The sequence below is a fragment of the Rhodococcus sp. MEB032 genome (assembly GCF_030208925.1).
Taxonomy (GTDB): Bacteria; Actinomycetota; Actinomycetes; order Mycobacteriales; family Mycobacteriaceae; genus Rhodococcus_F; species Rhodococcus_F qingshengii.
The window spans coordinates 521,008-536,742 of sequence record NZ_JARVSY010000010.1; the positions used below are offsets into that span (position 1 = coordinate 521,008).

General features: G+C 61.0%; 18 protein-coding genes. 5 read left to right on the plus strand and 13 right to left on the minus strand.

What is annotated here, in order from left to right; translation table 11 throughout:
• Window positions 1-24 precede the first annotated feature (24 nt).
• The 7 genes from QRN54_RS12720 to hsaA all read right to left on the minus strand — a co-directional run bounded on the left by QRN54_RS12720 (window position 25) and on the right by hsaA (window position 5,964).
• The gene (locus QRN54_RS12720; protein ID WP_285182097.1) at window positions 25-576 is read right to left on the minus strand and encodes a pyridoxamine 5'-phosphate oxidase family protein; all 552 of its coding nucleotides are present in this window, start codon (window positions 574-576) and stop codon (window positions 25-27) included.
• Between the two features lie 30 nt (window positions 577-606).
• A complete protein-coding gene (locus tag QRN54_RS12725) occupies window positions 607-1,623 on the minus strand; it encodes a TIGR03617 family F420-dependent LLM class oxidoreductase (protein WP_285182098.1) in 1,017 nt (338 codons plus the stop codon).
• Window position 1,624: 1 nt separating this feature from the next.
• Window positions 1,625-2,506, minus strand: a complete 882-nt coding sequence (locus QRN54_RS12730) for an SMP-30/gluconolactonase/LRE family protein (RefSeq protein WP_285182099.1) — start codon at window positions 2,504-2,506, stop codon at window positions 1,625-1,627.
• A gap of 81 nt (window positions 2,507-2,587) precedes the next feature.
• The gene (locus QRN54_RS12735; RefSeq protein ID WP_285182100.1) at window positions 2,588-3,049 is read right to left on the minus strand and encodes an SRPBCC family protein; all 462 of its coding nucleotides are present in this window, start codon (window positions 3,047-3,049) and stop codon (window positions 2,588-2,590) included.
• Window positions 3,042-3,401: an ArsR/SmtB family transcription factor gene (locus QRN54_RS12740; RefSeq protein WP_285182101.1), complete on the minus strand. Its 360-nt coding sequence runs from the start codon at window positions 3,399-3,401 to the stop codon at window positions 3,042-3,044. The genes QRN54_RS12735 and QRN54_RS12740 overlap by 8 nt, the downstream gene beginning before the upstream one ends.
• 65 nt (window positions 3,402-3,466) lie before the next feature.
• A complete protein-coding gene (locus QRN54_RS12745) occupies window positions 3,467-4,759 on the minus strand; it encodes a type I glutamate--ammonia ligase (RefSeq protein ID WP_285182102.1) in 1,293 nt (430 codons plus the stop codon).
• Between the two features lie 38 nt (window positions 4,760-4,797).
• On the minus strand, window positions 4,798-5,964 hold the full coding sequence (gene hsaA / locus QRN54_RS12750) for a 3-hydroxy-9,10-secoandrosta-1,3,5(10)-triene-9,17-dione monooxygenase oxygenase subunit (RefSeq protein ID WP_042448427.1): 1,167 nt from the start codon (window positions 5,962-5,964) through the stop codon (window positions 4,798-4,800).
• 237 nt (window positions 5,965-6,201) lie between these two features.
• Here hsaA and QRN54_RS12755 point away from each other — a divergent pair, with 237 nt between their 5' ends.
• Genes QRN54_RS12755 through QRN54_RS12770 form a run of 4 tightly spaced genes read left to right on the plus strand, consistent with a single transcriptional unit; the run spans window position 6,202 to window position 8,968 of the window.
• Complete coding sequence (locus QRN54_RS12755; protein ID WP_058037661.1) at window positions 6,202-7,365, plus strand: 3-ketosteroid-9-alpha-monooxygenase, oxygenase component; 1,164 nt, start codon at window positions 6,202-6,204, stop codon at window positions 7,363-7,365.
• The gene (locus QRN54_RS12760; protein WP_003940353.1) at window positions 7,343-7,639 is read left to right on the plus strand and encodes a hypothetical protein; all 297 of its coding nucleotides are present in this window, start codon (window positions 7,343-7,345) and stop codon (window positions 7,637-7,639) included. Before QRN54_RS12755 ends, QRN54_RS12760 begins: the two co-directional genes overlap by 23 nt.
• A 30-nt stretch (window positions 7,640-7,669) precedes the next feature.
• Window positions 7,670-8,458, plus strand: coding sequence for an SDR family NAD(P)-dependent oxidoreductase (locus QRN54_RS12765; RefSeq protein ID WP_020909164.1), 789 nt, complete (start codon window positions 7,670-7,672; stop codon window positions 8,456-8,458).
• A 51-nt stretch (window positions 8,459-8,509) separates the two neighbouring features.
• On the plus strand, window positions 8,510-8,968 hold the full coding sequence (locus QRN54_RS12770) for a nuclear transport factor 2 family protein (RefSeq protein WP_054187461.1): 459 nt from the start codon (window positions 8,510-8,512) through the stop codon (window positions 8,966-8,968).
• Window position 8,969: 1 nt separating this feature from the next.
• Here QRN54_RS12770 and QRN54_RS12775 read toward each other — a convergent pair whose 3' ends face one another.
• Window positions 8,970-9,764, minus strand: a complete 795-nt coding sequence (locus QRN54_RS12775) for an SDR family NAD(P)-dependent oxidoreductase (protein ID WP_285182103.1) — start codon at window positions 9,762-9,764, stop codon at window positions 8,970-8,972.
• A gap of 214 nt (window positions 9,765-9,978) precedes the next feature.
• On the opposite strand from QRN54_RS12775, the gene QRN54_RS12780 reads away from it, so the two are divergent.
• Window positions 9,979-10,557 (plus strand): GNAT family N-acetyltransferase, encoded by a 579-nt coding sequence (locus QRN54_RS12780; RefSeq protein WP_030536976.1) that lies wholly within the window; start codon window positions 9,979-9,981, stop codon window positions 10,555-10,557.
• On the opposite strand, the gene QRN54_RS12785 is transcribed toward QRN54_RS12780, so the two are convergent.
• From QRN54_RS12785 to hutC, 5 genes are all read right to left on the minus strand, one after another.
• Complete coding sequence (locus tag QRN54_RS12785) at window positions 10,548-11,054, minus strand: ClbS/DfsB family four-helix bundle protein (protein WP_064443723.1); 507 nt, start codon at window positions 11,052-11,054, stop codon at window positions 10,548-10,550. The genes QRN54_RS12780 and QRN54_RS12785 overlap by 10 nt on opposite strands.
• A gap of 87 nt (window positions 11,055-11,141) precedes the next feature.
• A complete protein-coding gene (locus QRN54_RS12790) occupies window positions 11,142-12,077 on the minus strand; it encodes an alpha/beta fold hydrolase (protein WP_007732711.1) in 936 nt (311 codons plus the stop codon).
• A gap of 32 nt (window positions 12,078-12,109) precedes the next feature.
• Window positions 12,110-13,189: a dipeptidase gene (locus QRN54_RS12795; protein ID WP_080961193.1), complete on the minus strand. Its 1,080-nt coding sequence runs from the start codon at window positions 13,187-13,189 to the stop codon at window positions 12,110-12,112.
• Between the two features lie 92 nt (window positions 13,190-13,281).
• Window positions 13,282-14,676 (minus strand): serine hydrolase domain-containing protein, encoded by a 1,395-nt coding sequence (locus tag QRN54_RS12800; protein WP_230587599.1) that lies wholly within the window; start codon window positions 14,674-14,676, stop codon window positions 13,282-13,284.
• A gap of 217 nt (window positions 14,677-14,893) precedes the next feature.
• Window positions 14,894-15,649: a histidine utilization transcriptional repressor HutC gene (gene hutC, locus QRN54_RS12805; RefSeq protein WP_024487384.1), complete on the minus strand. Its 756-nt coding sequence runs from the start codon at window positions 15,647-15,649 to the stop codon at window positions 14,894-14,896.
• Between the last annotated feature and the right edge of the window lie 86 nt (window positions 15,650-15,735).

Consider the following 15,735-nt stretch of genomic DNA (forward strand, 5'->3'; position numbering starts at 1 on the left):
TTCGCACGGCGACGCGAATTTATATCACTCCAGGTCGATACCGGGCAACCCGTCCACACTCTTCGCGTTCTTCTCGGCGCGATAGGCGATGAGCCGCTCCGGCCCCTTCTTCTCCGCCACGCGGTCGAGCACGTCACGATCGGATTGGTAGTCCATCAGCGGTACTGCGTATCCGCACGAATCCGAAATGCGCGTCAGATCGACCACGACGATTGACCGCAGCCCCGGATGCTCGGGGAACCTACCGACAAGCTCGTTGAACGGTTCCGACCCTGCAAGCAGAACGTGTCCGTGACCGTGCAGTCGTACGATCTTCGGCGGGCCTTCAAACGCCATGAACATCAGTGTTATTCGGGAGTTCTCGCGCACGTGCGCGATGGTTTCCACGCCGCTGCCGGTGAGGTCGAGGTACGCCACCCGGGTGGATGTCAGCACCACAAACGATCCGACTCCCCCTTTGGGTGAGCAATTGACCAACCCGTCAGCAGACAACGGTGCGGTGGCAACGACGAACAGCGGTTGAGCCTGCAACCACGTGGTGAGCTTTTCATCGATGCCTTCGTAGACGCGCCCCATGTCGAGAGTGTAGTTCGCGCCGACTGGACGTCACGGGGCAGACGCTGCGGCGGCTCGAATCTCCTCACACATCGCTGCGAAGACGCGGTCGTCGGCGGGATTCGCCGGCACCGCCAGTGCAATGCCGTCGCAGAGACTCGCGTATTTCGAACTCAGCACCTCGGGGAGTTCGGCGTAGGTGCATTGCCTGACCAGCCTGTCGAGAACATCGTCGGTGAGGACGGCAGGTAGTCGAGCCCAATCACCTGCCCGCGCCATCACTGTCAGTTCTTCCCCGACCTCGGATAATCCGAGGACCTCCAGCGCGACTCGGTACGTCGGAGTGGAGTAGAGAAAGGCAAGTTCACTGCGCACCGCTTCTCGTTGAGCAAGTATCGCGGCAGGATCTTTGCCGGTGATCATCTTCGGAACGGCAATCAGTCGCGGCTTCCTTCCTCCTGCCGTCAACGATGGAATGATCCTCTCCGCGAGCACCTTCGGATGGGAGCTGGTGGGGTGAGAAACAAAACCGTCGGCGACGGCTCCCGCCAGTGAGCACATGCGAGAGTTCACTCCCCCGGTCCAGATCTCCGGAGCCGGAACATCGAGCGGCCCCGGATTGAAGTAGGGCTGCAGCCGGTCGAAGGTATAGTGCGTTCCCGCATGGTCGAGTTCACCGCCCTCCTGAAACACTCGGAAGATCTCGCGTACAGCGCTGACGTAATCACGCAGTTGCGCAACAGGATCCGTCCACGGCATCGAGTACCGCCCAACGATGTTCCCACGCACCTGCGTCGCAAGCCCCAGTTGAAATCGCCCACCCGAGAAACCCGCAAGATCCCAGGCAGCCAAAGCCGTCACCATGGGACTGCGCGCAAACGCGACAACCATCGACGTCCGGACAGTGAGAGTACTGCTGTGCTCGACGGCCAGGGCCGCCACCGCAAACGGATCACGAATGGTTTCGGAGATGTGCACCGTGTCGAAACCAAGGTTCTCGATGCGTCGGACGTGCTGAGCTACCTGCCGCAGCGGAGTGTCGGCAGGTAGCGAGGTCACCAATTCCATATCAGCTCAAAGGCTCCAGGCGAATCGACAGCAGCTTTCCTTCGGTAGCCACCTTGCGAGCGTGTTCATTGAAATCCGGGGCGGCACAAACGAACAGGGTACGACCGTCGGAACCGCCGAGTCCGCAAGCGAAGACACCGCTGTCGAAGGCAATTTCGTCGACTATCTCCCCGCTGGCGCCCACATGAAGAACACGGCTTCCGAGGGCATCGGCCACCCACATCGAATCGTCTCCGTCGATACAACACCCGTCCGCCGCAACGACGATCTGAGCGAGGGTGGTCTCCATCTCGGGTCCACCAGGCACCGGCCCGAACGACGCCCAGTCGCGGCGTTCACCCAGAGAGCCGTCGGCCTGGACGGCAAACACACTGATTCGATTTCCCAGCGTTTCGTCCACGAGCAGATCTCCGGTCGACGTCAGAGCCATTCCGTTGGGGAAGTGGAGATCTCGCGCGACGACGTGCACCGATCCGTCCGGGTCGACGCGGAGGAGATCTGCCGTCTCGACGGGGGCCAGGTTCATCAGATCGAACCCGAAGTTGCCCACGTACGCTCGTCCCTGTGCGTCGACCAGCATGTCGTTGACGTTGGCACTGACGTACCCGGACAAGTCTGCGTGCACCACCAACTCGCCATCGGATTCTCGCCGCAGAATCTTCTGGTCCCGCATGGAGACGACCAGTAATCTGCCGTCCGGAAGCCACCCCAGCCCGGACGGCTGCCCTGGAACCTCCGCCTCGACGCGTATGTCTGTCCCGTCCTCGCAGGCCGAAATCACCTGGTAGGTGTAGAAGTCCGATACCCAGATCCGGTTCTCGTGCCAGCGCGGGCATTCGAAGTAGGTGTATCCCTCGAGAACTACCGCAACTTCTGGTGCCATCAGGCTCTCCTGCGTCGGTGACGAATGGACTATCAGCCCCATTCAATCACCGGCACCGCTGTCGCGGTGTCCGATTCCCGACTAGTCGCCGGCGCGAACTTCGTCCAACACGTCGAAAGCGGATTCCCATCCGTCGTACACATTCCCGTCACCCTTGAATCCCGGAATTCCTACCAGGTGGAAGGTCATCTCGGTTTTGTCACCCCGTTCTGCGAGCGTGACCGTTATCCGAGGTGCGGCATCCACCGGATCACTCGGATTTCCCCAGGTGAAGACCAGCCTCTTCGGCTCGTCGACCTCGAGATAGGTTCCGCCGGTGGGGTACTCGGCTCCGTTCTCGTCGTTGATCATCAGGTAGCGGTACGTTCCGCCAACCCGGGGGTCGATCGTGACGTACTCCCGAGGACTGCTGACACCCTTCGGATGCCACCACCGCGCCGCCTCGTCGGGGTCGGTCCATGCTTGCCAGACAAGGTCGCGCGGCGCGTCGAAGATCCGGGTGATGGTGAATTCTGCAGTGGCATCGGCATTCCGGTCAATCATTGTCCTTCTCCTTCTTCGGTCGACGTTGCTTCAGCTCACGTAGACGCTCGTCGAGGAGGTCGAAGCGTTCGTTCCAGCCTCGCCGGTGTTCGTCGACCCAGGCGCTGGCGTCGTCGAGACCCTCTGTGCGAAGGGTGCACGTGCGCCATTGCGCGGTGGCGGTTCGTTCGATGAGACCGGCTCGCTCGAGCACCTTCAGATGCTGAGAGATGGCGGGTCGACTCATTTCGAACGGCTCGGCCAACTCACCGACGGTCATCGAACCATCAGTGAGGCGAGAGAGCATTTCACGCCTCGTCGGGTCGGCCAATGCGCTGAACACTGCATCGAGTCGGCCACTTCGCTCGTCCATATAAGCAACTCCTTAATTAAGGAATAGCTTAAACATAGGACTCGACATCTTGCGCGTCAACCCTTTCAGCTCCAGGTATATCGAAGCCGCTCGACGGTTGTCGCCTCGTCCATCTGGGAGAAAGTCTCGCGCTCAACTCCCTTCACCGACACCATCGCTTCGATGATCGACTCCCCGAAGATTTCCTTCGCCACCGAGGAGGAGTTGAACTTCTGCACTATCTCGCGCAGATCGGTGGGGACTCGGGTCACCCCGCGCTCATCACGTTCCGCCTCCGTGAGAGTCGACGGGTTCACCACAATTTCCGGCGGCAATGGCGAGGCATTGCCGATACCGATATGCGAAAGGCCAAGTATCGCAGCGGTCGCCAGATACGGGTTGGCCGATGGATCGACGATTTTCACTTCGGCGTTGGCGCCGTGTGGATTCGACGGTGACTCGGCGCAGAACCTCAGTGCCGCTTCCCGGTTCTCGAGCCCCCAACAGACGTAGGCCCCCGACCAATTGTCCGGTCGCAGCCTGACCCCGGAGAGCGGTGAGGACGCAAAGACGGCCGTGAATTCCGTGAGGTGAGAGAGGATTCCACCCAAAGCTGATGATCCTTTGTCGGTCATCCCGTACTCCTGCCCGCCACCGGAGAAGACGGGCCGCCCACCTGAGTTCAACGAAAAGTGCTGGTGTGCACCGTTCCCTGCACCTCCGACCGTAGGTATCGGTGAAAACGAGGCCGCCAATCCATGGGCTCTGGCAGTGCGGCTGATCAAGATCCGGGCCAGTATCACCAGGTCGGCAGCCTGAACAGGAGTTGCCGGAGCGATGGAGATCTCGAATTGTTCCGGTCCGTACTCTGCATGAACTTGCTCGATATGAAGTTGTGCGCGTTCGGCATTGCGCAGAAGGTCCTTGAGGAAGTCCTCGCGGCGCAGGACTGCACCTAACCCGTACGCCGACCACGCTCCGTTGCACGCATCACCGAAAAGAGTGAACTCGATCTCGTGACCCACCCGAGCTTCCAGTCCGTCGGCGGCAAGCCGCGCCACGACGGCAGTGAGTGCGGACCGAGTACACACGGCAGCCGTCGCACCGTCTTGCTCGTGCAACGTCGCCGGCGCCCACGACACGCCCCCTCCGAGATCACGGAGGTCGGAGCGGTCGATACGCAACCGGAGATCACCCACGACGGAAAAGGAATCGGTGAAGGCAATCCGATCGTCGCTACAGAAGACGTTCCAGCTCGGTGAGACTCCCGCACCGGCTTTCTCGAAGACACCGGTTCGGCCGGCCGGCATCACCTTCGCGCGCGCGACACCCGCCATGTCGACGATCGAGCCGATGGTCAGAGCCGGTACTTCCCTCATCCAAAGGCAAATACCCCACCCGGTGACGCGCCAACCCGTCAGATCAGGTTGTCCTCCACCGGCAGTCCGAACGCCGCCCGGCCGTAGAGCGCCAACGCGCGCTCGGGTTCGTTGGCAACGTGAACGCTGCCCGCATGAACGTCACGCCACGCACGCTCGATCGGGTTTCCGCGAGAGAGGGAGTTTCCGCCTGCCGTCTTGAAAAGCATGTCGATCGCTTCCACCGAGCGTTCCGTCGCACGAACCTGATCACGACGCGCACGCAGCCTCATCGAGAGTGGGAGCTCCTGACCGGCCACAGCAAGTTCGTACATCTCCCGGATATTGCGATCCATCTGCAGAATCGCAGCATCGATCTCCGACGACGCACGTGCGACGGCGACCTGAGCGAACTGATCCTCACTGAACCGTCCACCACCCAAACTCAGACGGACGCGCTCACGCATCACGTCCAGGTACCCCTCGTAACAACCGGCGACGATGCCCACACACGGAGCGGCAACCGTCGAGGTGAAGATGCTCCCAAACGGAAGTTTGTACAGCGGGCCAGGATTGACCGCTTGGCCAGGACCACGCAGTTGTGCGGTCTCGTAGTTGCGCTTCAATCGGTGCTCGGGAACGAAGGCCTTGTCGACCACGATCTCGTTGCTCGCGGTGCCCCGCATACCCACGACATCCCACACGTCACGGATTTCGTAATCGGTGCGCGGCACCAACACCGTCATGAAATCGACGGGACGACCATCCATGCCGACCACCATCGCTCCCAGCAACGCCCAACTCGCGTGGTCGCAACCGGAGGAGAAACCCCACTGGCCCGATAGCTCGTAGCCTCCGTCCACCGCCGTCAGTCGACCGACCGGCGCATAGGCGGACGAAATGAGCGTCGTCTGATCCTCTCCCCACACGTCGGCCTGCGCTCGGTCGTCGAAAAGTGCAAGATGCCACGGGTGCACCCCCACCACCGACGCGACCCAACCGGTCGAGCCGCAGGCAGCCGAGATGGCCCGGACCACTTCGTAGAACTGAACCGGGTCGCTTTCGGCACCTCCGTATCTTTTCGGCGCCAGCATGGAGAAGACGCCGGCTTCGGACAGCTCCCGGATGGTCCGTTCGGAGATCTTGCGCGAATCGTCGACCTTCTGAGCGCGGGCCGCGATCTTCGGAAGCAGATCACGGACTGAACTCAGAACCTTGTTGACCATGGGAGACACTCCTCGCACCGAACCGTGAGGGAGCGGATCGGCAGATAGACATAACGGCTGCCCCGTCACGATATGTCGGTCACGCGTTCCGGTGATCGGAAGTCCCGGAGGCCGGGATCAGCCGCCGGATCCTCGCGCTCGCCGCTGGTCCCGGCCAGTGAGACGAGACCCCAGAGGCAATTCACGCTCCCCTAGCGTCGGGCGTCGACACTGCCCCTGGAAAGGACGGGACTCATCGTGACGATCACTCAGTCCGACAACGACGAGGTTCGCGAGATCCAAGCTGGAACCGCGCCTACACGCTTTGCGCGTGGATGGCACTGCATTGGACTCACGGAGTCCTTCAAGGACGGCCAGCCGCACTCCATCGAGGCGTTCGGCACCAAACTGGTCGTCTTCGCCGACAGTGAAGGCAACGTCAAGATCCTCGACGCGTACTGCCGTCACATGGGTGGCGACTTGAGCCAGGGCACCATCAAGGGCGACGCCATTGCCTGTCCGTTCCACGATTGGCGCTGGGGCGGCAACGGCAAGTGCCAGAAGATTCCGTACGCACGCCGCGTCCCCCCGCTGGCCAAGACGCGCGCCTGGCAGACCCTCGACCAGGACGGCATGCTCTTCGTCTGGCATGACCCCGAGGGCAACCCGCCGACCGACGACGTGGCTATCCCCCGCATCGAAGGCGCGCTCAGCGACGAGTGGAGCGACTGGGTCTGGTACACCACGACCGTCGACACCAACTGCCGCGAAATCGTCGACAACATCGTCGACATGGCGCACTTCTTCTACGTGCACTACTCCTTCCCGACGTACTTCAAGAACGTCTTCGAAGGCCACGCCGCAACGCAGTACATGCGCGGCGTCGCTCGCTCGGACATGCGTCCCCACGCAGCTGGCACCCCGAAGATGGTCGGCAGCAACTCGGTTGCGACGTACTTCGGCCCCTCCTTCATGGTCGACGACCTGACCTACGAGTACGAGGACTACAACGTCGACTCTGTGCTCATCAACTGCCACTACCCGGTCAGTGCGGACAAGTTCGTGCTCCAGTACGGCATCATCGTCAAGAAGTCGGATCGCTTCCAGGGTGAAGCCGCCGACGCGATGGCCGCGAACTTCGGCACGTTCATCGCCAAGGGCTTCGAGCAGGACGTCGAGATCTGGAAGAACAAGACTCGCATCGAGAACCCGCTCCTGTGCGAAGAAGACGGCCCGGTCTACCAGCTCCGTCGCTGGTACGAACAGTTCTACGTCGATGTCGCGGACATCGCTCCCGAGATGACCGAGCGCTTCGAATTCGAACTCGACACCGCGCGACCCGTCGCAGCCTGGCAGAAGGAAGTCGAAGACAACCTCGCTGCAAAGAGGGCAGACGAAGATGCAGCCTCTTCAGTGCGCTGAGTGCAAGGCTCAGGTCCTGGTCCAGAAGAACAGTTGGGAACACACCACCGTTCAGTGGAGTGACCAGGCCCGCGCCCAGTGCCTCGAAATCGCCGACGACCGTGAATTCGGGCAGCGAGAGGGACGACCCGGTGCCCCTCGCAAGCAGTGCGGCGCCTTGATCGCGTCCATCGTGAACGCTGCAACAGCGGGCGAACTCGAGATCCTCAACGACGAGCCGGTGCCTCAGCCGATCGTCGACGACAGCGAACCCGTACCGACTCCGTTTCACTAGTCAAGCCAACATCTTTCGAAGAAGGTAGTAATGATCGATCCTCAGTACTACGGCCCGTGGGCAGTCATCGCCGGCGGTTCAGAAGGTGTCGGCGCAGGGTTCGCCGACGAGCTCAGCAAGATCGGCATCAACCTCGTTCTCATCGCCCGCAAGCCGGGCCCGCTCGAGGAGACCGCAGCCAAGGCACGCGCCAACGGCGTCGAAGTACGCACTCTCGCATTGGATCTGCTCGTTCCGGACGCACTCGATCAGATCAAGGCGGTCACCGACGACGTCGAGGTCGGCCTGCTCATCTTCAACGCCGGCGCCAACAGCTACGGCCACGAGTTCGTGACCGGTGATCTGACGGGATTTGCCGGAGTCATCGAGCTGAACATCAACAAGCAGCTCGAACTCTCGCACCACTTCGGCGGATTGATGAAGGATCGCGGACGCGGCGGCATCATGCTGCTCGGTTCGCTGGCCGGATTCATGGGCTCCGAGCACCAGAGCATCTACGCGGCGTCCAAGGCATTCGGGCGCATCTTCGCCGAAAGCCTGTGGCTCGAACTCCAGCCGTACGGCGTTCACGTCGTCGAGTTCATTCTCGGTGTCACTCGCACACCCGCTATGATTCGCGCGGGACTGAACTTCGACATCCCGGGCATGAACGTCGCAGAGCCCGAAGATGTTGCACGTGAAGGTCTCGAACACCTTGCCGACGGCCCGATCTGGGTGGCTGCAGGAAACTACGAAGGCGCCAAGAAGCGCAGTGGCTTCCCCCGAGACAAGATGGTCAAGGGTGCTGCCGAAGCGATGCGCAAGCTGCTCAACCGCTGACATCTGCTGTGCGCCTTTATTAACCCCCCGACGTTAAGAAAGGCGCACAGCATGAGCATCGACATCACCACTCTTCTCGACGAACGCGAGATCACCCGCTCCATCTTCGAGTTCGCCCGAGCCATGGATGCGCGAGCGTGGGATGAACTCCACCGGATCATGACGCCGGACGCTACGGCAGAATTGGGCACCGGAACTCTGCGCGGACCCGCCGAGGTAGTGGCGTCCATCCGCTCGTTCCTCGACGAGTGCGGTCCCACCCAACATCTGATCGGTAACGTGCTGGTCGAGGTGGTCGGCGATCTCGCCACCAGCCGCTCCTATGTCAGCGACATGCATGTGGGCACCGGGAGCAAGGCTCACCTGAACTTCTTCACCCTCGGCGACTACCACGACTCATGGGCGCGGATCGACGGAAAGTGGCGAATGACGCACCGCACCAAGCATTCACACGCCAGTCAGGGATCCATCGAGGTTCTGGGCGCCGGCCCCAGCGGTTGGCGGAGCTGATTCAGCTCAACATCGACGAACGGCCGGTCGCGAGCGGACTCTTGCTGGTGAGTCCGCCGTCGACCACCAGGGTCTGCCCCGTAATGTAGCGAGATTCGTCCGAAGCCAAGTAGACCATGGCATGCGCGATGTCTTCGGGTTCGCCGAGGTAAGGCAGGGCGTTTGCCTGCTTCATGCCGTCGATGACATCAGCGGGGATGTTGTCCACGAGAGCGGGTGTCATGATCGCGCCCGGCGCTACGGCATTGCACCGAACACCGTTTGCTCCGTACTGGACTGCGATGTACTGCGTCAGACGAATGACTGCCGCTTTGGCGGATCCGTAGGCAGACTGCAGGGAATCCCCGATCAATCCACCTACCGAGGCCGTGTTGACGATCGATCCTCCACCGGCACTGTTCATGTGCGGAATGGCAAGTCGTGAAGCGACGACAGTGCTGCGGACGTTGAGCGACATCACGCGATCCCACTCGTCCAAGTCCATCCGGAGCAGGTCGAGATCCTTGCGCGGGTTACTACCGCCCACGTGATTACACAGGACGTTGATGCCGCCGAATTCGGCGACCGCCTTTTCGATCATCGCTGCCAGAGAGTCCTCGTTCATGACATCGACGCCGAAACCCAGTGCATTGCCACCGGTCTCGCGAATCGCCACCGCCGCTTCCTCTGCACGCGCAGGATCGAGGTCGGCGACCAACACCTTGGCGCCCTCTGCCGCCATGAGTTGTGCTGCTGCACGCCCGATTCCACTGGCGGCGCCTGTGATCACTACACTCTTGCTTTCGAGCCTGTTCATATCTGTTCCTTTCGCGGAGAATCGCCATACCCGGATCTCACGTGCCCGGAGTTGACAGCTCGGCGATTGCCCGATCACTACCAGTCAACGCAGGATCGACAGCCTCGTCCAACTTTCTTGAATGAACTCACAAGTACGTGACCACGGCCCGCGCACCTGCTACACCGCCGAAATCGAGTGGCGACGGAAGACCTCACTGTGCTGAAGTGGCACTATGCAGAATTCTGTTCGACCGCTGTCCATCGACGACCTCGACCGTGCCGCCGAGGTTCTCGGCGAGGCGTTTGCCGACTATCCCTGGACGAACTGGTGCGTCGCCGAAGACTCCCACGTGGAACGCGTCGCGACTCTGCAACGGATCTACCTCGAACACCTGGCACTACCGTTCGGGCGTTCCTACATAGACGATTCCGGCAACGGCGTCATCGCAGTCCTGCCGCCGGACGCTCCAGAGCCTGATGAAGCGACCGTCGAGAAGATCGTCGAACTGCACGGAGATCGGTTCGAGCGCGTTCTTCAGGCTGACGAACAACTGTCTGCGCTTCCCGTCCCCGACAACGCGTGGTCGTTGGCAACGATCGGTACGACGCCGCGCTCACGCGGAACCGGATTGGGTTCTGCGCTACTGAAACATGCTTTGGCGGAACTGGATCGAACCGAACAGAATTGCTGGCTCGATACGTCGACCGAACGAAATCTACCGCTGTACCAACGGTTCGGTTTCACGATCGTCGGCCAGACCTCGCTCCCCGACGGACCGGACGTATGGCGGATGCATCGACTTCAGGGCTGATTGTTCGACTTCAGCACTCGCCTAATCATTTTCGACAACGACGCGTATTGGGTGATCGTGTTGACGGCGATCCACCTCGAGACCGGCCACGTCCGGGTCCACGAGAAAACCCCGACCGACAGCAGTTGATCGTCGTCAAGGGTCTCGATGTAGTTGCGCAACATCGCAACAGCGGCTCCCAAGCGGTCACGAAGCTCCTGAGCCGGAATGTCGATGCTCGCGTCGACAACCGACTGGTTCAGTGCGGGTGTTTGCGTCCACTTGTAACCCGCCGCCGGCGTCTGCGGAGCCTCGTCTCGCAGCCCGGCACCTATCCACTCTGCGACGGCCTCTGCCCACCAGACACGCACAGCGAGTACGTCGTGCACCGTCCACGCATCGACGGCAACGGCGTCGAACGCATCGGCCTCGGCGACGCCGTCGAGTAACGCTTCGAGTTTCGAATACGCCGAGTCCAGCTCGCTCACCAGTTCTTCGCGTGACCAGGTCTGCGCCACAATGCCTCCGAACGATCAGTGGAGAAGAAAGAAGCGGGACCATCTCGACTCGATGGCCCCGCCTCCAACTTTAACGTCCTCCCGGATTCAGTTCAGCTCACCCAAGAACCTTCCGAGGTTCTCGGCGATTTCCTTCGACCTGGTGTGGTGCAGGTAGTGGTCTCCGTCCAGCAAGATCACTTCTCCGTGATCGACGGAGGCTGCCTGCCCCTCGTGCAGCTCTGTCCAGCCCTGAACTTCTGAATTGTTCACGGCGAACAACAGAATCGGAAGATCGGCTGGGAACGTCTTGCCGATTGCTTCAGCAAAGTTACTCGAAAGATGATCCATCTCGTTGAGATAGGTATCGCTGAAGTTGTTCTTCGCAGTCAACTGTCGCATCTCGTCCTTTGCGGCGGGATCGAGGTACTCGTCCGAGGCTTCACCACCGACGACCTTGGACAGCAATTCCGCCAAGCCCAATTGCCTTCCAACTCGGAGTGCGTCGATCGGGAATTTGGTATCCATGTTCGGCTGCCCTGGAACACTGCTGTCGATACCCACGAATGCGGTGACCTCGTCACGGTACTTCGCGGTGTAGTCCAGCGCATAGAGACCAGTGATCGAGTGCCCCATGAGGATGTATTCGTCAATTCCCAGCGACTGTACTGCCGTATGAATCTCTTCGACGATGTTCGCAGTCGTGCGGTCCTTGTCCGTTCCATCACTGTAGCCGTAACCGAAGGGCTCGATCGTGACGACGCGGTAGTCGGGTGCGAGCTCATTGACAAGCGGTGTGAAGTCGAGAATCGGTGCGGACGTTCCGAACCCGGGTAACAGCACTATGGTCTGATCGCCGTTGCCGCGGATCGAGTAGCTCATGTTCTTTCCGTCGACGGACACGAACTGGTTGCCCGTCTCCCCAGCCGGAACGCTCGCTTTGCTGGAGCCGACATTGAATACGAGCGCTATCGATACCAGCACAACCAGAACTACGGACACCGAAGCAACCAGCTTCAGTGCAACGGTACGAATCTTCTTCATTCTCATCCTCATCTTCTCGGGCGTCGATACGGCTAGGAAAGGCTCGACATCGAGGCCGCACTGGTCTCGTCGAGCACACGCAACATGTTGTTGCCCATCAGCTTTGCCAAGTCCTCCGCGGACCAACCGCGTTCCGCCAGACGGTCTATCAACACCGCGAAACCGGATACGTCCTGCATACCGTCCGGAAAGTCGTCGAACCCATCGTAGTCACTGCCCAAACCGATGTGGTCGATGCCCGCGACGTCTCGGGCATGCTCGACGTGGTCGGCGAGATGGTCCACTGTCATCGCCGGTCGTGGGCCGACTCGCCCGCCTTTGAACCACTCGTTGTACTCGGCAGAAAGGAACATGGGTACAAAGGCGATCATGATGACCCCGCCGTTGTCCGCGAGCAGTCGCATGACGTCGTCGGGAACATTACGGGGGTGACCGCATAGCTGAGAGCACGACGAATGGCTGAAAATCACCGGCGCCGACGACGTCTCGATGGCATCTCTCATCGTTTCCACCGAGACGTGCGACAGGTCGACGAGTACGCCGAGCCGATTCATTTCGCGCACGATCTCGCGACCGAAGTCGGTCAGCCCGCCGTGTACTCGAGTGTCCGTCGCGGAGTCCGCCCACCCGGTGTTGTCGTTGTGCGTCAGCGTCATGTACCGAAGACCAAGGCGCGCCATCATTCTCAGGACACCGAGCGAGCTGCCGATGCTGTGACCGCCCTCCGCGCCCAACAAGGACGCGACCTTGCCCTCGCTCCAGATGCGACGCACGTCGTCACCTGTACGCGCGAATTCGAAAGTATCCGGATATCGCTCGATCATCCGGTACACGTAGTCGATCTGTTCGAGTGTGTACTGAACCGCCTCTGGCTCCGTCCGGTCACACGGGGTGTAGACCGACCAGAACTGCGCACCGACGCCGCCGCGACCGAGTTTGTCGATGTCGGTTTGGAAGATGGAATCCTTCTCGAGATTCTCCACCGAGTATGCGGCAGTTTCGCGAGCCGTCCAGGCCAGATCGTTGTGACCGTCGATGACCGGCGCAAGGCCGTAAGCATCGAGTGCCGCGGGGTGATTCACGTCCGGAAAAGGAGCGAGAGGTTTCATCATGAGTTTTCCTCGAAAAGTAGTGCGGGCAGGTCGAGGGCCCTCATCGCCTTCGACCTGCCCGAGATTTCATTCAGCGGAGAGAATCGCCGCGACTAGTCGGAAATCTTCTTGAAAAGCCTTGTCATGTACAGATATTGCTCGCCATCGATCGTGAGATGAGCCATCTCACCCGAAGCGCTCTCGTTACTGATCGAGAACCTGGAGGCGGACAGAGGTACGACCTTGGTGGGCGGAGCCGGCGGCTCGCCGTCGATCTCGACCTTGGCGAAGTTCTGCACCTGGAATCCGCCGTCCTCGCCACGCGTGAGTTCGATTCGCACGGTTGTCGATTCATAGGTTCCGAGAATGTGCGACAGGTCGATGTCTTCCGCATTCGGCTCGGACTTCGGCTCCGGCAGAACGAGATCGAGCTCCTGGGCGATCTCCTTCTCGATGTCGTGGGCCAGGGCGCCGCCGCCACGCGAGTTGGTCACCACGGCCATGGCGAGACCGAGCTCGGGGAAGGTGTGAAAACGAGTGATCTGGCCGATCGTCGCACCACCGTGCTGCGCGGACGTCACGCCACCCCAGTCGGACAGGATCCAGCCGAGACCCCAGGCCTGATCGACGCTCGAGACCGCGGTCAGGTCGAATTGCGGAGTGCGCATCAGGCGCGCGGATTCTTCGGACAGAATGCGTTCACCCGTCAATGCGAGTCCGTCACGCATGTGTGCAGCACCGAAGGTCAGGAGCGAGCTGACCGATCCGGTGATGATCCCGGCCGGACCGATACCGCGCGGAAGCAGCCACTGCTTGGTCGGAATCACCTTGTCCGGCGACGTCCGATCCGGGTTGGCCACGTGGCCGACGGCCGTGCGGAACAGCGGCGCGTCCTTGGCCTTGGTGATGATGTGCGTCAATCCGAGTGGCTTCCAGAGATATTCGACCAACGCCTCGTCCCACGTCATCTCACGAAGGACCTCGACGATGCGGCCGGCAACGGCAAAACCCGCGTTGCTGTAACTCAGATGCCCGCCGGGCTCGGTGACGCTGATCGCGGTCGCGAGTTCGTCGACGTACTTCTCGACGCAGTCGTCACCGTCACCGGTGTCGTTGAACAGGTCTCCGTCGATACCGCTTGTGTGCGTGAGCAACTGGCGGATCGTGATTTCCTTCGTGTTGGAAGGATCCGCGATCGTGAACTCCGGAAGCACCTCCACCACCAGGGTGTCCAGCGTCAGCTTGCCCTCGTCGACGAGCTGCATGATCAGCGTCGTCGTCCAGATCTTGCTCGCGGATCCGTACTGGAACAGGGTGTCTGCGTCGACGTCGACGCGCGTGTTCAGGCTCGTCACTCCGGTGGTGATGACACGGATGTCCGCCGCGCCGTCTTCGCCCAGCGCGATCACACCGACCTGCGCGCCCGGTACCGAATGCTTGGCTGCCAGTTCGTCGAGGCGTTCCTGCCACTTCGGGGCGACAAGTAGGTCCTTGGGCAAGTCGGTCACAGGTCGAACTCCTTCGATCATGGAAGCGAGCGGCGTAGACGGCGTTGCTGGGATCCGCTCAGGTCTCACTCGTCGGGAAGTGAGGTTGCGGAAGCAATAACCGTCCACCCATGATCTCAGTGTGCTCGCAGTCACGTCCTGGTCGATTGCACCGAAGTCGGCCCCGAAAATGGTGCAATCGGACGAGCGAGTGTTCAGGATTCGCCATTCGAAACGATCAGCGCTCGAAGGTTCCTTCCAAGCGATTGCGTGAACCCGGATGGATCAAGCGCGCCGCGCTGACCAATCCGTTAGCCGACCAGGTGCGGCGGCGAATCAGCAGGCACGGTTCCCCGCGATCGATGCGTAACAGCTCGCATTCGTCCGGGCTACCCAACACCGCTTCCACGACATGCTCGCCGCGAACCAGAGGCGCAACGTCACTCAAGTAGTTGTTGGGGGTGATCGCGGTGAAGTCCTGGCGCAGATAGTCGGGCGCCTCGTTCGGATTCACGAATCGGTCTTCCACCTGAATCGGAGTTTCGTCCTCGAAGTGCACCATCAGCGAATGGAACACCCGTTTGCCCACCGATTCACGAAGGAACGTCTGCCCGTGGTCGGTTTCTTCCTCACGAACGAAGACGACCTCGGTTCGATGACGGTGGCCGCGGCGCTGAATCTCGTCGGCGATGTTCTTGACTTCGAACAGCGGGGACGCGGTCTTCGTGGCGGCGACAAAAGTACCGACCCCCATCATCCGCACGATCAGACCGTCGCTGGTGAGTTCGCGAAGCGCTCGATTGATCGTCATTCGTGACAACCCCAGCGCACTGACCAGTTGATTCTCCGAAGGCAGCTGATCGCCTTCGGTCCACCGACCCGAGTTGATCTGCGAGACCACGAGGTTCTTGACCCGTTCGTAGGCAGGGGCGGACTCGCCGCCTGCCTCGTTGAACAGCACGGCGAGTTCTGCGTCCACTTCGGCAATCGCCATCGCCACCACCCGTTCGTCGAAAACCACCGAGTCGGTTCTCCCGTTCGGCCTCCGAAGTCTATCCGCCTCGTGCACCTTTCCGATCC